20 protein-coding genes are annotated in these 26,403 nt (G+C 32.1%); 11 read left to right on the top strand and 9 right to left on the bottom strand.

Translation table 11 applies throughout. The features are described from left to right. Positions 1–27: 27 nt before the first annotated feature. The 6 genes from cobD to CKV65_RS05650 are packed head-to-tail and all read right to left on the bottom strand — an operon-like array spanning position 28 to position 7,218. The gene (gene cobD / locus CKV65_RS05675) at positions 28–1,104 is read right to left on the bottom strand and encodes a threonine-phosphate decarboxylase CobD (protein WP_027890517.1); all 1,077 of its coding nucleotides are present in this window, start codon (positions 1,102–1,104) and stop codon (positions 28–30) included. Then, entirely contained in the window at positions 1,104–1,970 is an 867-nt protein-coding gene (locus tag CKV65_RS05670; RefSeq protein WP_027890516.1) for a GHMP family kinase ATP-binding protein, read from the bottom strand. The genes cobD and CKV65_RS05670 overlap by 1 nt, the downstream gene beginning before the upstream one ends. A gap of 18 nt (positions 1,971–1,988) precedes the next feature. Continuing rightward, complete coding sequence (locus CKV65_RS05665; protein WP_027890515.1) at positions 1,989–3,317, bottom strand: TrkH family potassium uptake protein; 1,329 nt, start codon at positions 3,315–3,317, stop codon at positions 1,989–1,991. Between the two features lie 25 nt (positions 3,318–3,342). Further along, complete coding sequence (locus CKV65_RS05660) at positions 3,343–4,665, bottom strand: TrkH family potassium uptake protein (RefSeq protein ID WP_051177638.1); 1,323 nt, start codon at positions 4,663–4,665, stop codon at positions 3,343–3,345. Between the two features lie 28 nt (positions 4,666–4,693). Then, the gene (locus tag CKV65_RS05655; protein ID WP_027890513.1) at positions 4,694–5,965 is read right to left on the bottom strand and encodes a DUF445 domain-containing protein; all 1,272 of its coding nucleotides are present in this window, start codon (positions 5,963–5,965) and stop codon (positions 4,694–4,696) included. Continuing rightward, positions 5,962–7,218: a DUF445 domain-containing protein gene (locus CKV65_RS05650; protein WP_027890512.1), complete on the bottom strand. Its 1,257-nt coding sequence runs from the start codon at positions 7,216–7,218 to the stop codon at positions 5,962–5,964. Before CKV65_RS05650 ends, CKV65_RS05655 begins: the two co-directional genes overlap by 4 nt. Positions 7,219–7,630: 412 nt before the next feature. Here CKV65_RS05650 and CKV65_RS05645 point away from each other — a divergent pair, with 412 nt between their 5' ends. From CKV65_RS05645 to ileS, 4 genes are all read left to right on the top strand, one after another. Then, entirely contained in the window at positions 7,631–8,719 is a 1,089-nt protein-coding gene (locus tag CKV65_RS05645; RefSeq protein ID WP_027890511.1) for an alpha/beta hydrolase, read from the top strand. Between the two features lie 126 nt (positions 8,720–8,845). Then, positions 8,846–10,009, top strand: a complete 1,164-nt coding sequence (locus CKV65_RS05640) for an MFS transporter (RefSeq protein ID WP_036254868.1) — start codon at positions 8,846–8,848, stop codon at positions 10,007–10,009. A gap of 44 nt (positions 10,010–10,053) precedes the next feature. Beyond that, positions 10,054–11,436 carry a DUF362 domain-containing protein gene (locus CKV65_RS05635; RefSeq protein ID WP_036254866.1) on the top strand — a complete coding sequence of 461 codons (1,383 nt, stop codon included), beginning with the start codon at positions 10,054–10,056 and terminating at the stop codon, positions 11,434–11,436. Positions 11,437–11,829: 393 nt separating this feature from the next. Next, positions 11,830–14,943: an isoleucine--tRNA ligase gene (gene ileS, locus CKV65_RS05630; RefSeq protein WP_027890508.1), complete on the top strand. Its 3,114-nt coding sequence runs from the start codon at positions 11,830–11,832 to the stop codon at positions 14,941–14,943. A 58-nt stretch (positions 14,944–15,001) separates the two neighbouring features. Here the strand turns inward: ileS and CKV65_RS05625 are convergent. The 3 genes from CKV65_RS05625 to CKV65_RS05610 form a co-directional block, all read right to left on the bottom strand. Next, a protein-coding gene (locus CKV65_RS05625) for an IS3 family transposase (RefSeq protein ID WP_423250136.1) occupies positions 15,002–16,356 on the bottom strand; the annotation gives its coding sequence in 2 pieces (ribosomal slippage) (positions 15,002–15,859 and positions 15,862–16,356; 1,353 coding nt in all). 73 nt (positions 16,357–16,429) lie between these two features. Continuing rightward, complete coding sequence (locus CKV65_RS05615; RefSeq protein ID WP_027889732.1) at positions 16,430–16,912, bottom strand: prolyl-tRNA synthetase associated domain-containing protein; 483 nt, start codon at positions 16,910–16,912, stop codon at positions 16,430–16,432. Between the two features lie 67 nt (positions 16,913–16,979). Further along, the gene (locus tag CKV65_RS05610; protein WP_027889733.1) at positions 16,980–18,170 is read right to left on the bottom strand and encodes a PucR family transcriptional regulator; all 1,191 of its coding nucleotides are present in this window, start codon (positions 18,168–18,170) and stop codon (positions 16,980–16,982) included. Positions 18,171–18,487: 317 nt separating this feature from the next. Between CKV65_RS05610 and CKV65_RS10780 the strand changes: the two genes are divergently transcribed. The 7 genes from CKV65_RS10780 (at position 18,488) to CKV65_RS05580 (ending at position 26,400) form a co-directional block, all read left to right on the top strand. Next, positions 18,488–18,658: a hypothetical protein gene (locus tag CKV65_RS10780; RefSeq protein WP_155909556.1), complete on the top strand. Its 171-nt coding sequence runs from the start codon at positions 18,488–18,490 to the stop codon at positions 18,656–18,658. Positions 18,659–18,779: 121 nt separating this feature from the next. After that, on the top strand, positions 18,780–20,252 hold the full coding sequence (locus CKV65_RS05605; RefSeq protein ID WP_027889734.1) for a sodium:solute symporter family transporter: 1,473 nt from the start codon (positions 18,780–18,782) through the stop codon (positions 20,250–20,252). Between the two features lie 36 nt (positions 20,253–20,288). Continuing rightward, positions 20,289–21,041 (top strand): creatininase, encoded by a 753-nt coding sequence (locus tag CKV65_RS05600; protein WP_095197693.1) that lies wholly within the window; start codon positions 20,289–20,291, stop codon positions 21,039–21,041. Positions 21,042–21,073: 32 nt separating this feature from the next. Further along, entirely contained in the window at positions 21,074–22,327 is a 1,254-nt protein-coding gene (gene codA, locus CKV65_RS05595) for a cytosine deaminase (RefSeq protein WP_027889736.1), read from the top strand. Between the two features lie 477 nt (positions 22,328–22,804). Further along, positions 22,805–23,497 (top strand): CRISPR-associated endoribonuclease Cas6, encoded by a 693-nt coding sequence (gene cas6 / locus CKV65_RS05590; RefSeq protein WP_027889737.1) that lies wholly within the window; start codon positions 22,805–22,807, stop codon positions 23,495–23,497. 27 nt (positions 23,498–23,524) lie between these two features. Beyond that, positions 23,525–25,360, top strand: coding sequence for a hypothetical protein (locus tag CKV65_RS05585; protein ID WP_027889738.1), 1,836 nt, complete (start codon positions 23,525–23,527; stop codon positions 25,358–25,360). Positions 25,361–25,383: 23 nt separating this feature from the next. Further along, positions 25,384–26,400 carry a type I CRISPR-associated protein Cas7 gene (locus tag CKV65_RS05580; protein ID WP_197695379.1) on the top strand — a complete coding sequence of 339 codons (1,017 nt, stop codon included), beginning with the start codon at positions 25,384–25,386 and terminating at the stop codon, positions 26,398–26,400. Positions 26,401–26,403 lie beyond the last annotated feature (3 nt).

Below are 26,403 nucleotides of genomic sequence, written 5' to 3'. Positions count from 1 at the left end.
GATTGATAGCTACTATCTTTTAATTTTTTATTCGAGAATTTCGGTCAAAGCGTCGACTAATTCGTCATTTTCTTCGCGTGTTCTAACTGCAAAGCGAACGTAATTTTCATCAAGTCCAGGATAATTAGCACAGTTGCGAATTATGATATTGTATTTTAAGAGTTTTTCACGCAATTGAGTTGCTGTGAGCCCTGTTTTAGAGATATTGACGAGAATGAAATTTACAGTAGGTTCATAGACCTTTAATTTATCTAAAGTGGAAAGTTCCTCATAGAGATAATTTATTTCTGTGCGCGTATAAGTGCGACTGCGTCTTTGATATTTTTTATCATCGAGTGCAGCCATTCCTGCCGCTTGAGCAAGTGAATTTACATTCCAAATATCTTTAGCAGCGTAAAGTGGGTCTAAAACTTCGTGGTCAGTAGCGGCAAAGCCGAGGCGAAGTCCAGGAATGGCATAGAATTTTGTTAATGAATGAAGCACGAGCAAATTGTGATACTTTTCAACGAGTGGAAGTACAGAAAATGCTTCACTTGTCTTTATAAAATCCATGAAGGATTCATCGACAACGACAAAACAGCCATTGTTTTCAGCATGTTCGATTAAAAGCTCCATATCTTCTAGCATGTACAAAGTGCCAGTAGGATTGTTAGGATTGCCGATGAACAATAAATCATTGCCTTTGATATTGACGATTATATCGCGCATTGGTGAATTGAAATCGAGTTTTTCATCGAGCATAGCGTAGTGGATATCAGCACCGGCTGAACGAGCAGCGCGTTCATATTCACTAAAACCTGGTGATACAATCAATGCATTTTTAGGTTTTAAGATATGGCAAAGTGTGTAGATAATTTCTACAGCACCATTGCCGACGATGATTTTATCGCTAGCGATATTGTAGGTTTCGCCGATTTTTTTGCGTAAATCTTCAGCGTTAGGCTGGGGATAATGAATGATATTGTCTAAATCTGCTAAAATAGCATTTTTTATATTGCTAGATAGACCGTAAGGATTGATATTAGCGGAAAAATCCATTATTTCGTTTAAATTATTTTCGCGAATGACAGATTTTATATCACCGCCGTGTTCAAATTTTTGCATTAGTTATTCACCTTTTCTATAAAAATTCCGCCTGAAATCATATTTACTAAGTTTAAATAGTTTAAATTAAAGCAATCACTTAAAATTTTCTGGCGACATTCTTCTACTAATTCAGCATCTGTATCTTGGTTGAATAATACGCCGATAACTGTACCGCTATGAGCTACATTCACGCCGACTGCATCGTAATTTTCCGAGATAATCATGATGTCTTCTAATTGTCTTTTATAGAGAATTTTTTGATTGGCATAAGCGCTCATGGCAGCGGCACGCCCGATATATGATGTATTTTTTTCTTTGAAGCCTAAGCGCAATAAATCGAGTGCTTCAATAATTGTTTTTTCATTTTGTTGGTATAATTTTTTTAAACCGCGTCTTCTGTTAAATGAAAGCGTATCTATTTTACCACCGCAATCAAACATCAAGATTTTAAGCTTAGGAGCTAAACCGAAATGTTCTAATATATCGCCGTTTAAATGATTAAAGCGAACGATGCCCTTGCAAAATACGCCATCCGTTGGCTCAATGGATGTAGAAATTTTGGCGATTTCATCTTCTGTCAATTTTTTACCGCAAGAAAGTGCAGTCAATTGGCAGATTGCGGCGATATCGGCACTGCTAGAAGCCATGCCCTTGCCAGCGAGAAGCTGTGTCATCAAGCAAAATTTGTTAAATGATTTTACTTTTAAATAATCAAGTGTTTTAGTGCGTGCTAATTTAGCTTTGTAAGGCAGATAAGAAAAATAACTAGACATGCTAGCTTTAGCATACATATCAATGGGACAGGTAACTAAAAAAGGTACATCATTTATCATGCCTTGAACGAGTTCACCACAGGAACCAGGGATTTTTATACTGAAATTCATTAAATATTTTCTCCTAGATTAACCAATAATAAATTTATCTTCAGGGTAGCGGATTTTTGGTTTCTTTTTGCGGATAACGAGTGCCATGCCGAAAGAAATAATACCGATACGTCCCATGAGCATAACGAAAATAATGACAACACGACTTGAAGGCTTCATTTCATTAACTGTGCCAGTAGGAAGCCCTACAGTCGAGAACATGGATACAGCTTCAAAGAAGATTTTGCCAAGTGGGATATCTTCTGTTAAACATAAAAACATTGTAGTCAAAAAGACGACACTAGCACTGACAAAAAAGATGCTTAAAGCTCTAAATATGACGATTGGCGGAACGGTGCGTTCAAAGATTACAACATCATCACGACCACGGATTAAAGACCAGATAGCGGCGAAGATAACGGCAAGTGTAGTAGTCTTTATGCCGCCGCCAGTGGAAGCAGGTGAACCGCCAATGAACATCAGAAACATGATGAATAATAAAGTCGGTTCTGTCAGTGAATTCATGTCGAGCATGGAAAAACCAGAAGTACGGGACATGGAAGCCAAGAAAACACTAGCCATGACTTTTTCAAAAATATTGAATGGCGCTAAAGTGTTTTCATTATTGTACTCTAAGATAAAGGTAAAAACTGTACCCATTAAAATTAAAATAAAAGTTGTGGCTAAGACAATTTTTGTATTGATGCCGAATTTTTTCCAATAACGTTTTTGAAATATATCCAAAAGAACGGCAAAACCAAGCCCGCCACAGATTACTTCTAATAATAAAACAATATTAAAAATTGGATTTAAAATGTAATTAGAAATATTATTGCCGCCTAAAATATCAAAACCAGCATTACAAAAAGCCGATATAGCATGCCAAAAACCGTAATAAATAGCAGTAAAACCATAGTCAGACCAAAAGACCATAGTTAAAATAATTCCGCCGACAAATTCGAAGAAGAAAGTCATTTTTACGATGACTATTACAAGGCGAACAACTCCAGCTACAGACCAGCGTTGAAGCGATTCTTGAATTAATAATCTGTCGCGAAGTTGAATTCTCCTGCCCATGATTACGGCTAAAATAGTAGTGATTGTCATTATGCCAAGTGCGCCGATTTGCACTAATATAATGACTACAATTTGCCCGAAAGTGGAAAAATTATTGCCCATATCGAAAATGGAAAGCCCCGATACACAGACAGATGAAGCTGACATAAATAGAGCATCAATAAAAGTCAGTGAAGGTATTCCCTCCACAGAGATAGGAAGCATCAATAAAATAGTACCTATCAAGATGATTGTGCCATAACTAAGCAATACAATCTGATAGGGATTTAACTGTCGAAATAATTTCATCATAATAAATCAAACCAAAAAGAAATATTTAGCCTACGCCGATGCGTTCAGAAGGATAACCGATATGTGGTTTTTTCTTATTGCGCATAGCGATAGCCATCAAGAAAGTCAATACACCGACACGACCTATCAACATCAATAAAATTAAGACGAACTTGCCATAAATTGTCATCTCTGGCGTTATTCCCGTAGATAAACCAACCGTTGCGAGCGCAGAGGTTACTTCAAATAAAATGCGAATAAACGAGAAATCTTCTGTTAAACATAAATACATGGTAGCGACGACTACAAAAGAGGCAGCTATATAAAAAATCGTCAAAGATTTTATGATAAGGTCATATTCGATGCGTCTACTAAATAAAAGTACATCATCTTTTCCGCGAATAATGGAATTGACTGTAGAAACGATGATAGCGATAGTTGTCGTTTTGATACCACCACCGGTAGAACCAGGTGAAGCACCAAAGAACATTAAAATAATGATAAAAAATAAACTAGATTCATGTAATGCTCCAGTATCCATCAAGGTATATCCAGCTGTACGGGAAGTTGCAGACAAGAAAAATGCACCTAATGCTTTATGTCCTAAATCCCAATTGCCAATTGTATCAGTATTGCCGTATTCCAAGATGAATAAGACGACTGTACCGATTACGAGTAAAATGACTGTAGCTGTTAAGACGACTTTAGTATGCAACGAAAATTTTTCCCAACTGTGTTTAGTGAGAATTTCTTCTGTAACGTTATAGCCGATACCGCCTATTATGATTAAAAAAGCGATTGTAAGGCAAAATAATGGATTGGTATTATAATGGAAAATATTTGTTCCTCCAAAAATATCAAAACCAGCATTACAAAAAGCGGAAATCGAATGCCAAAAAGCCATATAAATTCCTTTAAGTCCATAATCAGGATATAGGCAAAATGATAATAATATACCACCGATAAATTCAATTGCCAATGTAGTCTTTACGAGCATTTTTATCAATTTAACGATGCCACCTAAGGTTAATTGATTTAAAGACTCTTGTGCTACTAAACGGCTGCGCAACTGAATGCGTCTGCCAATCAATACGGCTAAAACAGTAGTTATGGTCATGACACCAAAACCACCTATTTGAATTAAAATAATTATGATTGTTTGGCCAAAAGTAGAGAAATATGTACCTGTATCTACAACGATAAGGCCTGTAACGCATACAGCAGAAGTAGCGGTAAATAATGCATCTATAAAAGATAAACTACTACCAGTTTGTGAAGAAATAGGAAGCATTAATAGAAAAGCCCCGCATAAAATCAAGCTAGAAAAACTGATTGTTAAAACTTGATAAGGGCTTAAATTTAGTTTCATGATAATAAAGACCTCTAATTGTTATTTGCTAATTTGTTAATTTTAAAATCCAAAAAGCTACAGCACCGATAATACCACCAACAATAGAGCCGTTTAATCTAATCCAAATCATATCTGTTTCAACTTTGTTATAAACGAGTTCATTTAATTGTTTGTCTGAAAGCCCTTCAAGGAATTTACGAGCTAATTCTAAGATAACATCTTCACCTTTTAAGGCTGTGCGATGTAAAACGTCCATGATGAAACGATTGATTTTAGCTTTAAATTCATTGTTGGTATTTAATTTATCAATGCAATTATCAATTTCAGTAGAGAAAATTTCCTCTATAGCGAGATGAAGTTTATTGCTTTCATCGCTATTAGATAAGAGATAATCGCAGAAATTTTTAATGGAATTATAGAGAATTTTTTCTAATGTACCGCTGGTAACAAAATTATCACGCAGATTATTAAGGCTGTTTGTCCATTCTTCATTTTCATGGATTTGATGCAATAAATTATTGTATAAATCAACAAGAGATGAATAGAGTTCACTATCTTTTTGTGAAGCTTCTTCTAAAATTTTAAGTAAACGGCGATGTATTATTTGCGCTAATTCTTCTGGGTCAAGTGTATTAGTAGCTAAAGCGATAGAAAGCATGAAACTACTCACACCGCCTTTTGCGTATTGTCTTTGGTACGCTTCAATAAAGTTTAAAATACGCTTTTCTCCATCTTCATCAGTAAAATAATTGCGCAAGAGAGAAACTCCCTTATCGACAGCCATTTGACTGTTTTGTGTTGTTGTCAATACGTCAATTAATTTAGATGAAAGTTCAGACATGGATTCATTCATGACTGTTGTAGATAATTTAGAGCAGTTATTATGAGCAATGGCTTTTAAATCGAACTTGCGAATTTTTTCAACGATAAATTGCATTATCGTATGCACAAGGTATTTTTTATTTTCAGGTTGTCTAAGCCAGATAAGCCCTTTTGATAATAAATCAGCATTGCAAATGCGTTTGTAAATCTTTTTCTTAGATAAAAATTCTGTCTGCAACATTCTTATACAGGAGTTGATGAATTGCGCTCTGCGTCTTGGCAAAATAGCAGTATGGAATGGAAAGCCTAGAGGTTTTTTAAATAATGCTGTGACAGCAAACCAGTCAGCAATACCACCGACAAGAGCAGCTTCAGCACAAAACAATAAAAATTCTAAGACTAAATTATTAGGAAAGACAATGCGAAGTCCTAAGAATATTAAAAATAAGACAAAGACAATACATAAAACCTTGTCTGCTGTATTAAATTTATTCATATACCACACAGCCTTTCTACTACAAAGGATAATACGTATAATCCCATGCCAGCAATGGCGCCGACGATAGAACCGTTTATCCTAATCATCTGCAAATCATCACCGACGCGTTTTTCTACAAGTTCAACGAATTCGTCTTGTGAATATTTCATGAGTTCGCCTTTGAGATAATCGAGTACCCATTGTGAATTATTTTGAATGAAATCGCTTAATTTTTGCATAAACCATTCATTAAGGCGTTGTTGTTTTGCCTTATCTTGAGCTAAATCATCAATAGCATTATCGATGAAAGTATCGACCTTAGCTAAAAGGTCATTCTTATTTTGTTCGTTTTTACAGAAATTATCGATTAAGACAGTTAAATTATCGGTGAAATCAAATTTCTTGACGAAAAAATAATGTTCTAGTTGTGCAACTTTTAATTTGTAGCCATCTCGTTTACCGAGTAGTTCAATCTTATTAGAAAGCAAAGTCTTTAAGCGAGAGCGTTCAGCACTATCGTAATCAAGTAATTTATCACTGTAATCATTTACCAAATTCATGAGCTTATTAGTTAAGTTATCACTGGATAAGTTAATCATATCGAACATCAATTCACGCATGGATTTATCTTTTGTGTATTCTTTGCGAATGATGTCTACATTGCGTTCAATTAAATCAGTGACAAATTCAGATTTGATTAAATCAGGTGCAACAGTGCGAACTAATTTTATTAAGCTATCAAGCAGTTTATCCCCAGCTGGTGTGTTTAAGAAGTCGCAGAGAAATTGAACGAGAAATCTTGCCATATTGAAATTTTTGCGACGGCTTTTTAATGCTACAGCTAAGGATTTAGCGATTTTAGGTGTATCCAAAGTGCTGATGACTTGTAGTATTAATTCTCTTATAGCAAATTTTAATTTGCCACGACCACCTAATTTATTGGCATATTCTACAACCATAATAGCCATATCGTAATTTTTTAGATTGCTGATGATATATTGAGGATTTAAAAGGTCTTTGCCAATAAAGATAACAATTTCATCCATAATACGTTCGCGATTACGTGGTAGAATTTCTGTGCGATAGGAAATAAATCCTAACGGTTTACGAAATAGTGCTGTAACAGCAAACCAATCGGCTAAACCACCGATTACAGCAGCCAAAAAACCGTGATTTATGAGATTTCCCCAAAAGGAATCGAGTGAATATGTACTGATAAAGCCTATTGCCATCAGACATAAAACCAAAGTGGCTTGCGTTTTTCTTGACATAAAAACCCTCCTTTATAAATAATATAACGTTATTATACCGCAAAAATAGATAGCAGTGTATTTTTATTTAGAAGTGTTTTTATTTTATATTTAAATTTAAAGATATAATAAAATTAAAATATTAATCATAATATTATTATCATATCATAATGGATGATAGATTTTTAGTTAATAAGTTATAGAGTAATTTAAAATTATATGCCTTTTTGGTATAGCATAGAATAAAATATAAGTATTGGATATAATTAATTATTTTATTTATAATAAAAACTGTAAAAACAAATAAATGATGTATTAAAAAATTATAGCATAGACATATATGCTCATAAAGTAAATATCTTTATTTTGTTTATTTACAAGTAAAAATTAAACAAAGAAAATTTTAAATATTGAATAAATAGGGGTGACTGAAATGAAATTAAAAAAAGGTAAAAATTTAGCGAGAGCTTTAGCTTTATGTTTAGCATTAGGTGTAGCCGGTATGGGAACAACGGCAATGGCTGCTACATATGATGCGACAAATGGCCCAGACCCTACGTATCAAGCAGATATGAGCCGTGGCGCAGATAATTTTTATAAAAGTGATAAGGTAAATGTTCAAAAAGTAAGTTATAACAATCAATATGGCATGAAGATTGTAGCTAATTTGATAACACCAAAAGATATGAAAGCTGATGAAAAATATCCAGCTATTGTTGTCGGCGCTCCAATGGGAGCAGTTAAAGAACAAAGTGCTACACTTTACGCTACAAAATTAGCAGAAGATGGATTTGTAACTTTAGCTTTTGACCAGTCCTTCTGGGGCGAAAGCGATGGAACACCTCGCCAATCTGTTGATACTAATGTTTATGATGAAGCATTTAGCGCAGCAGTCGATTATTTAGGAACACGTTCTTTTGTCGATAGAGAAAGAATTGGTGCACTTGGCATTTGTGGCAGTGGTAGCTTCTCCATAAGTGCAGCTAAAATTGACCCAAGAATAAAAGCTATTGCCACTGTAAGTATGTATGATATGGGCACAGCAAATAGATGGGGACTTAAACATTCTCAGACTTTAGAACAGAGAAAAGCTATTTTAGAGCAAGCAGCTCAACAGCGTTATGTGGAATTTGAAGGTGGAAAAACTGAATACACAAGTGGTACAGCTTATGTAATTGATGAAAATTCTCCAGCTGTTGCTAAAGAATTCTTTGATTACTACCGCACACCAAGAGGATATAGCGCAAATACTACAACACAGCCTACACTCACTAGCAATGTTAAATTCATGAATTATTATCCATTCAATGATATTGAAACGATTTCTCCACGTCCAATGCTCTTTATAGCAGGAGACCAAGCTCATTCTCGTGAATTCAGTGAAGAAGCATATAAATTAGCAGCAGAACCAAAAGAGTTATATATTGTACCAAATGCAGGTCATGTTGATTTATATGATAGAACAGATGTAATTCCATTTGATAAACTCGATGCATTTTTTGAAAAAAGTTTAAGTAAATAAGATAATAAAATTGTTTTAGGAAGATTAAAAGGCTCAAAACATAATAGAGTGTTTCGAGCCTTTTGTCTGTGTCTAAAATAATTTATATGCAATGCTCAATTTTAATATAAGAGAAAGGAATTTATTATGCTTATTTTTATATTGACATTAGGTGTATTTAGCATAATCAATACGGAGATGGGAGTTATTGGGATATTACCGCTTATTGCTAGCAATTACGGTGTTAATATCTCCACTGCTGGGCTTTTAGTCAGCTTGTTTGCCCTAGCTGTAGCCGTTTCAGGACCAACACTTCCATTGTTATTATCTCGCTTTAATCGCAAATTTATAATGATTATGGTATTGGCAGTTTTTTGTATTTGCAATGTGATTTCAGCATTTGCAACTGATTTCAACGTAGTTTTAATCACGCGTGTATTGCCAGCATTTTTCCATCCAGTATATGTATCACTTGCTTTTGCAGTGGCTTCTTCTTCTGTTGATAAGAGTGAAATTCCTAAAGCTGTTGCAAAAGTCATGATTGGTGTATCAGCTGGCATGGTGCTCGGTGTGCCGATTGTAAGTTATATTGCTAGCATAACTTCACTTGAAATAGCGATGTTATTTTTTGCTTTAGTAAATGGTATAGCATTAATAGTAACGATTATATTCGTTCCATCAATGCCAGTTAAAAGCCATTTATCATACGGTACTCAGCTTGGCATTTTAAAAGAAAAAAATGTATGGATGGCTATTGTTGCTGTAGTATTTTTAAATGGCGGTATTTTTGGTGTATACAGTTATTTAGCAGATTATTTAGAACGCGTTACGAATTATTCAGCAGAAATCATCAGTATTGCTTTGCTCGTTTATGGTCTTGCCAATATAGTGGGAAATATAATAGCAGGAAAACTTTTGACTGATAGAGCTGTCAGCGTAGTCATGGCTTTCCCATTAGCTTTAATCTGCATATATTGCTTCATGTTCTTTATGGGAGATATGTCTTTATCCATGGCAGTTATAACTTTGCTTTGGGGAATACTCGCAGGCATTGGTGCAAATATCAATCAATATTGGATAACACTTTCCGCACCACATGTGCCAGATTTTGCTAATGCGTTATTTTTAGTTGCGACAAATTTGGGTACATGTATAGGGGCTGCTGTTTGCGGTTACTTTATTGATGGAATAGATATTTCTTATGTAGTGTTTGGCGGTATAATTTTCTTAGGTATCAGTTTCTTATTCATCAATATCGGTGCTAAAAATCAAAGAGAAAATATCAAGGCAATTTTGAGCAAAACTGCATGATGATTTTAAACGATTATTTATAAAAATTTAAAGGAGGGATTGTCATGGATTGGTCAAAGAGTAAATTATCACGGCGTAAATTTATTCGCTTGGCAAGTGGTGCAGTAGTTGGCATTTCTGCTTTTGGCATCATGGGTTGTAGCAAAGGTTCAGTGGAGCAAATGACAAGTTCACAAAATAGTAGTGGAGAAACTTCATCGGATTATACACCTGTTTTTCCTCGCCATGAAGCGTATGGCAAAGGTATTGGCGCTAAACCAGGCAGAGTGGCATGGACGCATGACGCAAATTCAGTCAAATGGGATGGCAGTGGTTATTGGTGGGATTTAAGTCATTTTGATGAACCTGCTATTTTGCAGATGACTCAAAAAGGCATTGCTACACTTGCAGGAGTAACTACAGCTAAAGAAGGTTGGGATATTTTATTTAAGGCACATAATGATTTGTGTGGCAAACAAGGTGGCTATAGTGAAGGTCAAAAAATTGCTATAAAAGCAAATATAAATGGCGCGGCAGAATTTGATGATGATTACAGTGGTCGTTCACATCATAGTTATACAAATCCAGTGGCATTAAAAGCGTTGCTCATATCTTTAGTACAAGATGGCAATGTAAAACCAGAAAATATCACGGTTTTTGATGTTACGCGAATTTTCCCGGATTATATGCAGCAACTTTGTCAAGATGGTGTGACAAAAGGTGTGAATTTTGTTTCTCGCATAAATGGTGTAGCTGATATGAATGCACCGATTGTATGGACAACACATGAAAGTGATGTCATAAATTATTTGCCTACATGTGTCACAGAAGCGGATTATTTAATAAATTTAGCCACGTTAAAAGGTCATGATTATGGTATAACACTTTGTGCTAAAAATCATTTTGGTTCATTTATCAATGATTATAGATTGCGAGCACCGCAACAAGCTCAATTACATGGCAATGTGAGCAGACAGAAAATGGGAGATTATTCTGTGCTGACTGATTTGATGGGCAATTATCAATTAGGCGAAAAGACTATGTTATACATGTTTGACGCGCTCATCTGTCCATCAGGAAATACTGTCGATATAACAGCAGAAAATTCAACTTGGAAACAAGCACCGTTTAACAATAGCTTTACAGCAAGTTTATTTTTCTCTCAAGACCCTGTAGCTATAGACTCAGTCGGAGCAGATTTTTTAATGAATGAACCGACAGTCATAAATAACAATAGCGCTTTAAAAAATAATCCTGATGTAGAAAATTATTTGCATGAAGCGGCATTGATTGATAACGCACCATCAGGCACAACGTATTATAATGGCAATGGAACGATTATAAAAAATCTCGGCGTACATGAGCATTGGAACAATCCACAAGAGAAAAAATATTCCCGCAATCTTGGCAAAGCAGAAGGAATTGAATTGGTTTATATTGGTGTATAATATATAAAATATATAGCCTTGCTCATTTATCATTATTGTGATATGATATCAAATGTATAAATTGATAAAGACGATGATGAAGACAGTAGGTTGAAAAAGAACACTACAGAGAGCCGAGTAAAGCTGAAAATCGGTGTAAGTATTTTTCTTCTGAATATCACTTCTAAGTTACAGGCTGAAATTATTGAATGAAATAAAATTAAGCTGAGTCGGGTCCTTCCGTTAAAGAGGTTGCATATGTTGGTATGTGAAATAGGTGGTATAATGACAGCGCAGCTTTCATCTTATTTTAGATGAAAGCTTTTTTTATTATATTGCAAAGCTCTTTCCTATTTTGGACGGAGCTTTTTTCATATGCTGAAAAAAGTTATATTTTGAAGGAGGAAATGCCCTGTGTATAACAAGGTAGATACCAATCTTAATTTCGTTGACCGCGAAAAACAGATTGAAAAATTCTGGGAAGAACATAAAATTTTTGAAAAACAAGTTCATCAACATGATGATGCTGATGTATTTACTTTCTATGATGGACCACCAACAGCTAATGGTAAACCACATATCGGTCACGTTTTAACTCGTGTTATTAAAGATATGATACCGCGTTATCAAGCTATGAAAGGTCATAAAACAATTCGTAAAGCTGGTTGGGATACTCACGGCTTACCAGTTGAATTGGAAGTTGAAAAATCCCTCGGTATCAACGGAAAAGAACAGATTGAAGAATACGGTATTGAACCATTCGTAAAAAAATGTAAAGAAAGCGTTTGGAAATATGAAGGCATGTGGGAAGAATTTTCCAAAGCTGTAGGATACTGGGCAGATATGGATGACCCATATGTAACTTACCATAATGATTACATTGAATCTGTATGGTGGGCACTCAAAGAAATCTGGAACAAAGGACTCTTATACAAAGGTCATAAAATTGTACCTTATTGCCCACGCTGCGGAACTCCACTTTCTTCACATGAAGTGGCACAGGGATATAAAGATGTAAAAGAAAAATCTGCTTTCGTTCGCTTTAAAGTAAAAGGCGAAGATGCGTATTTCCTCGCATGGACAACAACACCATGGACATTACCTTCTAACCTTGGCTTGTGCGTAAATCCAGAAATTACTTATGTAAAAGTAAAACAAGGCGATTACACTTATTACATGGCAAAAGAACTTTGCGATAAAGTTCTCGGCGAAGATTATACAATCGTTGAAGAAATGCCAGGTAAATCCCTTGAATACAAAGAGTACGAACCTCTTTATCCATATGCTGTAGGCAAATTAAAAGGTAAAAAAGCATTCTTCGTAACTTGTGATGATTATGTAACAACTACTGATGGTACTGGTATCGTTCACTTAGCACCTGCATTTGGTGAAGATGACTCCCGCGTTTGCCATAAATACGATATCGGCTTTGTACAATTCGTTGATGCTAAAGGTTGCATGACGGATGATACTGATTGGCCAGGCGTATTTGTAAAAAAAGCTGATCCAAAAATTTTAAAAGACCTCGAAGAAAAAGGTTTACTTTTCGCTGCACCTGTATTTGAACATAGCTATCCACATTGCTGGCGTTGCGATACTCCACTTTTATACTATGCTCGTGAAACATGGTTCATTCGCATGACTGCTGTTCGTGATAAACTCATCGCTAACAACAATACAATTAATTGGATACCTCCAACAATTGGTAAAGGTCGTTTCGGCGATTGGATTGAACACGTTCAAGACTGGGGCCTTTCCCGTAACCGTTATTGGGGCACACCACTCAACGTTTGGGAATGCGAATGCGGTCATCAACATGCTATCGGTTCCATTGAAGAATTAAAATCCATGTCCGATAATTGTCCAGATGACATTGAATTACACCGTCCATTTATCGATGCTGTAACAATTAAATGTCCAAAATGTGGCAAAGAAATGCACCGTGTACCAGAAGTTATTGACTGCTGGTTCGACTCTGGTTCCATGCCATTTGCACAGTGGCACTATCCATTTGAAAATAAAGAACTCTTTGAAGAACAGTTCCCAGCAGACTTCATTTCTGAAGCTGTTGACCAGACTCGTGGTTGGTTCTATTCCTTATTGGCTATTTCTACACTTCTTTTCGATAAAGCACCGTACAAAAATGTTATCGTATTAGGACATGTACTCGATGCTCAAGGTCGCAAAATGAGTAAATCCAAAGGCAATGCAGTAGAACCAATGAAAGCACTTGCAAAACATGGTGCTGATGCAATTCGCTGGTACTTCTATGAAAATAGTGCACCTTGGCTTCCAAATCGTTTCCATGATGCAGCTGTTCAAGAAGGTCAACGTAAATTCATGGGTACACTTTGGAACACATATGCATTCTTTGTACTCTATGCTAATATCGATAAATTCGATGTATCTAAATACACACTTGAATATGATAAATTATCCGTTCTCGATAAATGGTGCTTATCTCGTCTTAATACAGTAATAAAAACAGTAGACGAAGACTTAAACACTTATAAAATCACTGAAGCTGCTAAAGCTTTAGAACAGTTCGTTGATGAACTCTCCAACTGGTATGTAAGAAGAAGTCGTGAACGTTTCTGGGCAAAAGATACAGACCAGAACAAAATCAATGCGTATATGACACTTTATACAGCACTCACAACTGTTATTAAATTAGCAGCACCAATGATACCGTTCATGACAGAAGCTATTTATCAGAACCTCGTTTTAAATACAGAAAAAGATGCTCCAGAAAGTGTACATCTTTGCGATTATCCAGTAGCTAACGAAGCATATATTGATACTGAATTAGAAAAAACAATGGATTTAGTATTAAAAGCTGTAGCTCTTGGTCGTGCTGCTCGTAACGAAGCTAATATCAAAAACCGTCAGCCAGTTGCTCTCATGTACATCAAAGCACCATTTGAACTCAACGAATATTATACAAAAATCGTTGCTGAAGAATTGAACGTTAAAGAAGTTGAATTCAAAGATGATATGGACGAATACTTAAACTATGAAATCAAACCACAGTTTAAAGTTCTCGGTCCAAAATATGGCAAACAGATGAAAGAAATTGCTGCTGCACTTGCTAAATTAAATGGTCATCAAGCAAAAGCTGAACTCGATAAAAATAAATGCTTAAAACTCGCTCTTTCTACTGGTGAAGTAACACTCGTTCCAGAAGATTTAGATGTAAAAATGACTCAGACTGAAGGTTTTGCAGCACAGCGCGATGGCGGCGTAACTGTAGCTATTTCCACAGTATTGACTCCTGAACTTATTGAAGAAGGTTTCGTACGTGAAATCATCAGTAAAGTACAGACAATGCGTAAAGAAAATGGCTTTGAAGTAACTGACCGCATCACAGTATTTGCACAAGGCAATGAAAAAATTGCTAAATTCATGCAAGACAACGCTGAAGCAATTAAGAAAATCACATTAGCTGATGAACTTGTTTATGATAAATTAGACGGTTTCACAAAAGAATGGAATATCAACGGCGAAAAAGTAACACTCGGCGTAAAATAAAATCCAAAATAAAAAGCAGGCATTTAATGATATGCACCCAAAATATTGGACATATTAATTAAGCTATTAATTGAGACTTAGTTCTGTATTCTACGGGACTAAGTCCTTTTAGTTTTATCTTTATCCGTTTTGTATTATAATATTTTATATAAGATTTTAACTCTTTTATAAAATCTTCAACGGATTTAAATTTTTTTAAATAAAACAATTCGCTTTTTAGCAAACCAAAGAAATTTTCTATTACGGCATTATCTAAGCAATTTCCTTTTCGGCTCATGCTTTGGATAATGCCTTTTTCTTTTAATAACTCCTGATATCTTCTATTCTGATACTGCCATCCTTGGTCTGAATGTAGAATTATTCCTTTTGTTTCTTTTATCTTTCTTGTTGCATCTTTTACCATATCTAATACTTGCTTTAGTATTGGTCTTTTCGATATTTTATAACTTATTATTTCTCCGTTATATAAATCTATTATTGGTGATAAATATATTTTTTCATTACATAATGCAAATTCTGTTACATCTGTTGCCCATTTTTCGTTTGGTTTTTCTGCTTTGAAATTTCTATTTAATATATTTTTAGCTATTTTCCCTTCTTGCCCTCTATACGATTTATATTTCTTTGCTCTTATCTTGCATGTTAAATTTTCTTCTTTCATCAATCTCATAACTACTTTATGATTGACTTTTATTCCTTGTTTATGCAGCTGCAAAGTTACTCTTCTATATCCATATCTTCCATGATTTTTATTACAAATATTATGAATTAATGTTTTTAATCCTTTATATTTGTCTTCTTTTGATAATTTTTTTAATGCATCATAATATGTGCTTTTAGCTAATTTTGTATAGTTTAATAGGGCTTTTAGAGTATATTTTTTCCTTAATTTAGCAATTACTAGAACTAGTGTTTTCCTTCCTTTTCCCATTGCTTCATTAAGGCATGCCACTTTTTTAATAAGTCATTTTCCATCCTTAATTGATAAACTTCTTGTTCCAATTGTTCAACATAAGAAAGTTCTTTTTTAGGTTTGTTAAGTTTGTTTTTAGATTTTTTCATAGATGGTCTACCTCGTTTCTTAGAAATTAAGCCAGAAAATCCATAAGAACTATACAACTTTTCCCATGTAGAAATTGTACCAGTATTAGGAATGGAAAATTTGGCTGCTGTTTGATTTAATGATAAATGATGTAGCCATTTATATTCAATAACTTTTTGCTTAAAGATAGGAGTATATTTACGATTTTTATGAAGAAGTTGTGAGATGCCACCATTTTCATAATGAAATATCCATCTACGAAGAGAAGCTGTGTTTGGCATGTTTAGAATTTTAGCTACATGAGAAATAGAATCTCCTTTTAAAACCATTTTAATTGCTTTAACTTTAAATTCATTTGAGTATTTAGTCATAAAAAAACTGCACCTCCAAAAGTTGTTTTTTTGTCCAACTTTTGGGGTGCAGTTCATAATATGCCTGCTTTTTTTATAAATCTAATATGCGGATTTCATTTCCATGTGGCAATAATAAGTTATATAAGTCTTCAAATTTCATAAAGACAGTGGCGGTATTTTCCATTGGGTGCATGCCGATTGTTTGATTTTGTAATTCACTATCGAAAATCATTAAAATATTTTTATCTTTATTATTTAATATAGCGAGTGGTGTTACACTGCCAGGTTTTACTTCGAGCATTTGTTCCATTGCATCTTGCTTGGCAAAACTCAATCGTTTACTTGGAATTTTAGCACTTAATTCTTTAAGATTTATCTGTTTATGCACAAATAATGATACGAGATAATAATTTTTCTTTTTAGCATCACAGAGAAATAAATTGCGAATGACTTTATCGTGATTAGGTAAATCAGATTTATCGCCTTCTTCTACAGAAAAGATAGGCGCATGTTCATATTTTATAAAATTTATGTGTTTATCAGTAAGATATTGCAAGATTTCAGCTTTATTCAAAATAAAAACTCCCTTAGATTTTATAGATAAAAATAGTATATCATAATGAAAATATAAGATTGTTATTTTATTGAAGAAAATTTTTTATTAAGATGGCATTGAAAAAATTTAAACGCGTAAAGGCATCATCTAAATTAGTATTAGTGATTTCTTCAATGCGCTGTAATCTGTATTTTATAGTATTGCGATGTATGAATAATTCTTCGGCTGTTTGATTTAAATTGCAATTTTTACTTAAATACACATCTAAAGTTTTTATTAAATCAGTATTGTATTTTTCATCATAAGCTATTAATTTAGATAATATGTTGCTTACGAAATTTTCGAGTAATGTTTTATTGTTAATATCATAAAATAGTTGATATAAACCTAGTTGTTCATAATAACGAATGGTATTTTGTTTATTTTGTTTGATTGCAAGATTTATACATTTAGAAGCTTGTTCATAGCTTAGTTTGCATTTGCTCAAAGATTGTTGTTTTGTTCCAATGCCGATATTTATAATATAATTAGGATAATTTTCATTGATATAAGTTAATGTTTCATTAAAAATAGCGTTTAATGTATCAGTAGATGCATTGGTGACATTCATAAGACCGATGATATTTTTAGTATATCCAGAGTATAATATTGGAATTTGTTCATTTTGGAATAGCGTATGAATAAATTGACAGATTGTGTCTTTATCAACATCATTCATTTTAAAAGAATTTTTATTTTGAGGTAAAAGAAAATTAATTTCAAAAAATTGTAAAGAGCCATCAAAAGAAAAATTGATTTCAGGATTTTGATATTTTAAGTAATCAATAGATAAATTATTATTAAAAATAATACTAAACAATAAATCTTTGTGTTTATCGTTTATTAAATTAATACTGGCTATAGCATGGCCTAATTCTTCAAAAATATCAACAAGAGGCGTATTCCATGGTATTAGAAATAGCGGGAAATGTTTTTGATTGCTTAAATCAATGACAGATTGAGGGATTTGTTCGATATAGCCTGTTCCTGTAAGTAAAAGCGCACCAGACATATTTAAGGAAATAGCTTCCTTTAAAAAATTATATAGGTCGAAATTCTCTTCATGAATGACCATTTTACTTACGATTAAAAGTTCACCACCGTGTACCCATTTTGCAAGATGAATAGATTCTGCTTTATAGCTCCAACGAATGACTCTGTGTAGTCCTTTATTTCCAGCAATTATTTTCATTTTAGATAAAGATGATAGTTTAAATAAATCTTTACATTGAAACATAATGGATACCTCCAATAAAAGTTAATATATGTCAAAAATTATAGCATATGTTGCACAGTGTTATCCTAGATTAATAGTATCAAGGAAATGATTTTGTCTATTATGCACAAAAACTAGGTTGAATATTTGTTTAAATAGCTGTTTTTTGTGTAAATAGGATAAAGTTTGTTGACTTCTAATTTGCCAATAGATATAATATGAACATCAAGAAAATAATATAAGATATAAACAACGGAGTTTATACATTAAAATAATTACAATATGAGTTTGTGATTATTTTAGGTATAAACTTTTTTTAGTTTAAGGAGGTATTTATTATGGAAACTTGGGTAATTATGCTTGGATGTCAGGCTTTTACAGCTATATTGTCTTTAGGCGTAGTATTAAATTTTATGTATAAGAAAGAACCTTTAGATGCAGTTGATGTTCAAATGAAAAAATATGATAAACAAATTGAAATGAAAGAAACACATGTTATGGGAGTTTAGTAATTGAATAGTTTGGAGTTAATAATAAACAATGGAGTTTATGGAATATAGAAGTTGAGATATCATCTATCAATGGATATATTCTGTAAACTCTTTTATTTTTTTCAAAGGAGAGGCTATAATGACATTACAGGAATTATCAATAATATTCTTTTTTGGATTTTTAGTTTTTGTAGGAATAGTAGCATATTTCTCTAGTAAGCAAAAAGCAGCTGGTGTATCTGCTGATGTTGAATATTATTTAGGCGGACATAGTACTCCTACAGTAGTATTAGCCTTTTCTTATGTAACATCCTCAATCAGTGCTGCGTGTTTTATGGGTGACCCAGGAATTATGTCTACAGTAGGATGGCCATATTATTGGGTAGTTATTGCTATTGTACCAGGGTTAATCATTCCAGCTGTATTGCTTATGCCAAAAATGAGACAGCAAGCAGAAAAACTTGGTTCATTGACCATTCCAGAATATTTGGGACAAAGATATAATAGTACGGCATTACGTTTGATAATTGCAGGCGTTATATCAGTTTTCTATATTTTCCCACTAGTTGCACAATTTAAAGGAGCAGCTGTTTTGCTAGAATCTTTTACCGGTATTTCTTTTAACATGGGATTAGCTATTATAACAGTTGTAATTATTTTTTATGTTATCGTTGGCGGTTTAAGATCCGTAGCATGGACTGATTTTGTTCAAGGTTTGCCAATGCTGGTTATCAGTATTGTATTATTAGTTGTTTCATTGAATGCTGTTGGTGGATTTACTGGTTTAGAAGAAAAATTATCACAAATTGACCCGAATATGTTGAAAGTTGTTCAGGATGAAGCACCTGATGCTCAAATGTCTTTATCTGGTGTTTTGGGAAATTTTGTTTTTTGGTGTGTTATTTTTATAAGCCAACCATATTTATGCTCTCGTTTTTTAGCTATACCAAATGTAAAAAGAAAAACAATTGGAACATTTTTAATCACAGCTTTAATTTTAAGTGTTATTTACAATAGTTTTTATATTGCAGGTTTAACAGGTAGAGTATTATTTCCAGATGTTAAAGCAGACTATTTAACTGTAACAATGGCAATAAACCTTTTACCTACAGCAGTTGCAGCTTTTATGATGATTGGTATTTTTGCAGCTATGATGTCTACAGCAACTTCTGTTTTATTGGTAATTGGTCAGGCAGTAGGTAGAGATTTCTATTCTAAAACTATAAATAAAAATGCTACACCAGAAAAAGAAGTTTTAGTTACTAGAATTGCGATTGTAGTAGTAGCATTTATCTGTTTTGCATTTAACTATGTTGACCCACCAGAATTTTTATCCGTTGTATTGTACTTAGGATTGAGTGGAATAGGTTCCTGTATTGGTATTCCATTATTTGCAGCTATTGTTTCTAAAAAATCTACTAAAGAAGGAGCAATAGTTTCATCTATTGTTGGACCAATTGCTTATATCATTTTCAACTATGTAGTTGGTTTCAACTTCTGGTTTGCAGGCTTGATGGCTATTGTTGTAGCTGCTATCTGCATGATAGTGATTTCTACAGTTATTAATAAAAAAAATAAAGCTTTAATTAGCAATGTAATAGAAGCTAAATGATAATTTGTTAGTTTATTAAAGGAAAGAGGAATTTATATGTCGTATTATATGCATGATTTAACTTGGCCAGAATTCAATGATAAGAAAGATAAAGTAGTTATTTTACCAATCGGTTCAACAGAGCAACACGCTTTACATCTTCCTTTATGTACAGATGCTAAAATAGCAGAACAATTTTCCCTACATTTAGCAGAAAAAATAGATGGAGTAGTGATGCCGACAATCGTTTATGGTTATAAATCAAAACCCTTAAGCGGTGGCGGTCCATTATTTCCAGGAACAATAGATTTAAATGGTAGCACTTTAATTTATTTAGTTCATGATATATTGATGGAATTAGTAAGAGATGGATTTACAAAAATTTTCATTATGAATGCACATTTTGAAAATGAAGCATTCGTAGTTGAAGCAATGGATTTAGTCAATAGAGAAACAAATGGAGCAGCAACAATTGTTGAGTCTAATTGGTGGGACCCAATGCCTGAAGATGTGATAGATTTGATATTTGATAAAGTTCCTTTCCCTGGTTGGGCATTAGAACATGCAGCTGTAACAGAAACATCTTTGATGTTATATTTTGCACCGCAACTTTGCAGAATGGATAGAACAGTAGATGTGGTATCAACAAATGCATTGCCTTATTTTAGATATCCATTGAAAAAAGATGATGTGCCAGAATCAGGCGCATTAGCAAGTTGTGCTTATTCTAGTGCTGAAAAAGGTAAAATAATAGTTGATAAAGTTTTACCTGAATTGGTAAATATCTGTAAAAAAGAATTTAACATCTAAGATTTTTGATAGCACGTAGGAGATAATATATCATGAAAACTTTGTTTATAAATGTTCGTTTAAAAGACATAAAAGATTTACAATCTATTTTAGTTAGTGATGGCAAATTTGAAAGAATTGGCAAAATCGAAGTACAAGAAGATTATAATGTTATTGATTTAAAAGGTAATTTAGTAGTACCTCCATATGTAGACCCGCATATACATTTGGATTATGTGTTTACTGCTAAAGCTGAAGGAGCAACTAACAAAACAGGAACATTATTTGAAGGAATACAACGCTGGAGCGAAACAAAATCTAAATTTACAAAAGAAAATATAAAATATAGAGCTAAAAAAGCTATAAAAAAAGAAGTACTAGCAGGAGTTCAGTATATTAGAACACATGTAGATGTAACTAATAAAAATTTTGAAGCATTAGAAGCTATTTTAGAGTTAAAAGAAGAATTAAAAGATATTGTAACAATTCAAATAGTATCTTTTCCACAAGAAGGAATGTATGCATATAAAAATGGCGTAGAATTAGTTGAAGAAGGTTTAAAAATGGGGGCAGATTGTGTAGGAGCAATACCTCATTTTGAATATGCCAAAGAATTTGGTGAAAAATCTATTCATAAAGCAGTTGAATTAGCTTTAAAATATGATCGCTTAATAGATGTTCATTGTGATGAAACAGATGATGAACAATCTCGATATGTAGAATTATTAGCAGCGCTCACCTATATGGAAGGAATAGATAAAAAAACTACAGCAAGTCATACTTGTTCATTAGGTTCAGCCAATAATGCCTATGTTTTTAGATTGATGAATTTATTATGTAAAACAAAGATGAATTTTATTTCATGTCCTACAGAAAATATCTATCTCCAAGGTCGTCAGGATACATATCCAAAACGCAGAGGATTGACAAGAGTAAAAGAATTAAATGATAATCATATAAATGTTTGCTTTGCTCAAGACTCCATATCAGACCCATGGTATCCTTTAGGAAATGGAAATATGATGAATATTTTAGACCATGGAATTCATATTTGTCAGATGATGTCTTTTGGTGAAATTGATAACGCTTTGGATTTAATTACAATAAATGGAGCTAAAACCATGAATTTAGATGATGTTTATGGAATTGAAATTGGAAATGATGCTAATTTTATTGTTATTAATGCTAAAAGCGAATTTGAAGCAATTTGTGAACGTGCAGGTGTATTAGCCTCTATTAGAAACGGAAAGTACTTGTTTGATAAAATTCCAGAAAAAGTAAATACTGATATTGAATTATTATCTTAATTTAAAATAATAATGTTTACTAAAACAAAAAAGCTGTAATGGTTGAGTATTTCTCAATTATTACAGCTTTTTTGTCATATCGTGCCAAGTTTTAATTTTTTTGCAGGATATATAGATTAGAACATCAAATGTTACGGTTAAATAGAAATACTCAAACTAAAGAGTATTCAAATACAATATATGTTATTATTTATGAATTTATTATATCTGAAAAAAATATACATTACAATTTTTTTTGTAACTATAGAGTTGACATGAATAAAAAATAAGAGTATTATAAACATAAAAAGAAAGAAGGTATTTCATTAATATGTTACTTTTATTTTACCTGTTTATTAAAGATATAAAAATTAATATTAATATTAATCTTTAATGTTGGTGAAAGTATATAGAAAATAATATACATATATTATTTTCTATATACTGATTAATATATTATTGAAATATTTATATAATCAAAATGAAAGGAGAAATTTAATGAAAATTTATCAGATTCGCTTAAAATTATTTCTTTTAGAAAACGTAGCTGCAAATAAAATTCAAGAAAAGATAACAGCTTTTATTGATTCAGGTTTTAAAACTGATGAAAAGTGGCTAAATTTTCATGAACAGAATAGTTACAAAAATTATTGTTATGACCAGTTGTTTCCGTTAGAAGAAGATAAACTTTATAAGAAAGAAAAAATTTATACTTTGACTATACGCACTGTTGATTTAGAATTGGCGAAGTATTTCAAGCTGGTATGCGTTGACAACCATACGAAAGAAATCAAGGGACTAGTAGCGGAAATAAGAGTGTTACCTAAAAAAATTCTTGAAACAGTATATACTATTACGCCTGTGATTGTTAAGACTGAAGACGGATATTGGAAGGATGCCATAAAATTTACGGAGTTCGAACAAAGATTGAAAGTTAATTTAATCAAAAAATGGAATGCGTATCATAATGAAAAAATTGATGAAGATTTTGATTTGTACACAATGATTGAATTGAAAAATAAAAAGCCAATTGCTATGGAATATAAAAATATAAAGCTGTTGGGCGATAAAGTTCAGATACAAGTAGCAGATAATAAGCGTGCGCAAGATTTATGGTATTTTGCCTTAGGTGTTGGTTTAGGTGAGATGAATTCTCGTGGCTGTGGGTTTTTAAATTATCGTTGGTTATAACTCTATATAAAAGAAAGGAGGAATTTTATGTTTGAAGAATGTTTAGATGTATTTAAAAGAGAATTAGAAGATGATAGTAATCTTATCTTAGATGAATATATACCAGCAGATGGCTCATATATAATTGTGGATAACAATGGTAAGATAAAAAAATATCAAGATATAAAACTTGATAAGAAAAAACGAGGAACGAGTGAGGCTGTAGTAAAAGGTAGTTATTTTGAAGAGATATGTTTTTATGATTATCATAGTAAATTGATTTCTATGAATAAGCCAGTAGATAGTAAAAAAGTAATTCATTCTAATAATTATTTAGCATTTGCAGTGAAGAAAGAAAGTATTACTTCTAAATTAACAGAAGCAATTATTGATAATTATTATGATACTTTAAAGAATCCTCTAGAAAAAAAATATAAGAAATCTAAAGAAGCAAGTAAAATTTATCAAAAATTTGAGGAAGAATATGCTCCTGTAAATATAAAAATATTGGAAAAATGTAGAAGTTGGATAAAACAGCATATCTTTTCTATTGATAAATTAGTACAAATTGATTTAGGAAAAAAGGATTATCTTAAAATTTTCTTTGAAGTTTTTGAAGTAGGTGAAGAAGATAATAAGAAGAATAGAGAGTTATTTATTCAAGAAGATAATAGATACATTTTTCCTAACATCTATAATAGTAATGATTATAATGTAGAAGTTGAGGGAAAAATACAAGGTATTCCAGATAATAATATGGGTATGAATGCGAAAAAACCATTTTTAGCTATAAAAACAAGAAAAACACCTGCTGGATATTTAGTGGATGAAAAAAAGGCGATTTTACAAAAACAATTTTTTGAATATCTAATGAATTTAGCTTCTAGTGGTAAAAATAATGTTTATATCGATACGAAAAACTATAGAATTAAAGCATATAGCGACCAAGACGAACGTGATGATTTTGATGAAATGGCTTCAGGATATTATTTACGTATTCAAAAGGGTAAGGAATTAGAAATTCAGGTTCAAGATAATTTAGTGGATTATCAAAATAGATTAAAGTTAAATTTTGAATATATAAAATTTATCAATATTGATAGAAAAGAAGATAAACTTCCTGAATTTGCTAAAAGATATGGAATTTACTATAAGCGAACAAATGTAGGTAATTTAATTAATGAAATATTTTTTTCAAAATGTTTAAGAACAAATTATTTTATGGATATAAGTGCTATAAATGTTAAAGATAGTACTTTGAAACAAAATATTATTATGTATCGTAATGCAATTTTTGATTGGGTTTATAAAGGAATAGATAATAATTTTAGTATAGTAGAAGAAAAATTTGCGTTATCATTGATAAAAAATTCGATACAAAGTGATGATAAATATAAATTAAGAGCTAAATCTCAGTTAAATTTACATTGGTCATTAAAAGATTATTTTTTTAAAACGAAAGGTAAACAAGGAGGAAATACTATGGTTGATACTGCAATAAAAGTCAGGGAAAATGTAAAAGAAAAAGTTTTATCTAAAAATGAAGTAACGATGCCTAGCAATGATGAAGAGTATTATTATGCTGTGGGACAATTATTGTCATATCTTATTTTTAAAAGTAGAGCAGGTAAGAAAATGCAATCTATGGTAAATCCAGTACTTAATGCTAAACGTGATAATGTTATAAAAATGAGATTATTCCAATTGTATAAAAAATATAATTATGATATATCTATTTACAATTATCATATGAAGAATTTATATGCTATGATTTTAGGCTATAAACCAAAAAACAAAGTAAATCAAGAAATGATTTTATTTGGTTATTTAGATGAAAATATATTATTAAAAAGTAATGCAAAAAATGTTTCAAATGAGAACTAATATAGTTTTAGGAGGATATAAAAATGGAAAATAAAACTATGAATAAGCGTGTATATGGTATTTTAGGTATTTCTTCAATCATGGGTAATTGGAATGCAGATTTTTCAGGTTATCCAAAATCAACAAGTGATGGTAATGTATTTGGCAGTGATAAAGCGTTAAAATATCCAATGAAAAAAATGTGGGATAATGAAGAACAAAATGTTTTATACATTAAATCATTAGCATTTGGAGAAAAAGGAAAAGATGGTTCTATAGGTTTAACACCTAGAACTTTAAAAGAACGTTATGAATTATTATTTGGTGAAGATGATTTAAAAGATGTAAAAAAAGTTTTGACTAATTTAATGACAGCAGTAGATGTAAAAAATTTTGGTGCAACTTTTGCAGAATCTGGCTGTAATATTGCAATTACTGGTGCAGTACAAATCGGTCAAGGCTTTAACAAATATATTGATACCAATGCAGAAGAACAAGATATTTTATCTCCATTTAAAGATGCAAAAGCAAAAGAAAAGAATGAAGTAAAAGCAAAAGCTAAAGCTAAAGCAAATAATTTATCAGAAGATGATATTGAAGTAAAAGATGCTCAGAACTCTACATTAGGTACAAAAATTACAAGTAATGAAGCACATTATTTTTATCCATTTGTAATTAATCCACTTGCTTATAAAGAATTAATAGAATTAGGTGTTACAGAAGGTTATACAGAAGAAGATTATCAAAACTTTAAACGCACAGCATTGGTATCTGCTACAGCATTTGCAACAAATTCTAAAGTTGGTTGCGAAAATGAGTTCGCTGTATTTGTAGAAACGGAAAGCAATGCTTATTTGCCTAATTTATCAGAATATGTAACTTTTGCAAAAGATGAAGATAAAAATATCATAGATTTGAAGAATTTGGCGGATATATTAAATGATATGAGTCAGCAGATTAAATCTGTAGAAATTTATTACAATCCATATACTACAAAATTAATAAATGACGATATAAAAGATGCTAAGCATTTTAATATCATAACCTCTAAAGAGGTGTAATAA

The sequence above is a fragment of the Megamonas hypermegale genome (assembly GCF_900187035.1).
Taxonomy (GTDB): domain Bacteria; phylum Bacillota; class Negativicutes; order Selenomonadales; family Selenomonadaceae; genus Megamonas; species Megamonas hypermegale.
Note: the sequence above shows the minus strand (reverse complement) of the source record. Positions and strands in the feature narration are given on the sequence as shown.